This window comes from Dyadobacter jejuensis (assembly GCF_003149085.1).
GTDB classification, from domain to species: domain Bacteria; phylum Bacteroidota; class Bacteroidia; order Cytophagales; family Spirosomataceae; genus Dyadobacter; species Dyadobacter jejuensis.
On sequence record NZ_QGDT01000061.1, the window covers coordinates 1 to 1,412 of the forward strand.

Annotated in this window: 1 pseudogene; it reads right to left on the reverse strand. The window is 54.0% G+C overall.

The annotated features are described in order from the left end of the window. Positions 1–1,412 (reverse strand): annotated as a pseudogene (locus tag CLV98_RS23610) (hypothetical protein); the annotation flags it as partial.

Here is a 1,412-nt window from a genome sequence, read left to right on the forward strand (position 1 = left end):
GCATTCGTTGGGAACTCAGTGATCTTCAACGAAGCTACTATACCATTCGTCGTGGGGTCATCGCCACCAAAGCTGCTGGTAAAGTCCGTGGCGATCGTTCCGCCAGGGTTCGGTACCGTAGGGATCACCACCACATTGGCCGTAGGCGGCTGCTGGATCCCGAAGTTTACGTTCGTAACGTCGGTGGCCGTAACTGTAAACACTTCGCTACTTCCATTGACGCTGCCGTCGTTGCCACTATCGGGGGTCCCCGTAAACTCACCCGTATTCAGCCAGCCTGCAGGTAAGTCGGTGGCGGGAGGCGTGCTGCCGATGGTACCCGATGTGGTACTCAACACTACTGTGTAGTCCCCGGGCGATACGTTGCCGAAGTCGAACACACCGTCGGTTCCTACCGACGTGTTGGCCGTTACCAAGCCCGTCGTATTGTCGACCAAAATCGCCGTCATACCAGCAGGTACTAGGTTGGCATCTCCAGAACTGTTATTGACATTCAAGGCATCGGGGTCGTTAAACACGTTTCCAGATACACTCACCACTACCGTAAAGCCCGCCGTCACGCTACCAGGAGTAACAGACGCTACTCCAGCGTTGTCGATCGTAACATACGGAACTACCACCGTCTGCGCTCCGTCGGTAGGATCTACCAGGATAGGCACCGTCGGTACACCAGAAGCATCCGTTGGGATACCATTAGGATAAGCCGTTTCGATGCTCGTCAGATCGGTATAAAGCACCCCGTCGATGCTAATGCTCGTGGCATTCGTTGGGAACTCAGTGATCTTCAACGAAGCTACTATACCATTCGTCGTGGGGTCATCGCCACCAAAGCTGCTGGTAAAGTCCGTGGCGATGGTCCCGCCAGGGTTCGGTACCGTTGGAATCACCACCACATTGGCCGTAGGCGGCTGCTGGATCCCGAAGTTTACGTTCGTAACGTCGGTGGCCGTAACTGTAAATACTTCGCTACTTCCATTGACGCTGCCGTCGTTGCCACTATCGGGGGTCCCCGTAAACTCGCCCGTATTCAGCCAGCCTACAGGTAAGTCGGTGGCGGGAGGCGTGCTGCCGATGGTACCCGCTGTGGTGCTCAGTACTACTGTGTAGTCCCCGGGCGATACGTTGCCGAAGTCGAACACACCGTCGGTTCCTACCGACGTGTTGGCCGTTACCAAGCCCGTCGTATTGTCGACCAAAATCGCCGTCATACCAGCAGGTACTAGGTTGGCATCTCCAGAACTGTTATTGACATTCAAGGCATCGGGGTCGTTAAACACGTTTCCAGATACACTCACTAACATTACTTGCTCACAAACTGCTATAGTCGCCTTTATGTTATTTGCCGTATTATAGCAACCTGTTACCGGATTGGTTACCTTAAGACTATAGGTTGTCTCAGATGCTACCGTTGT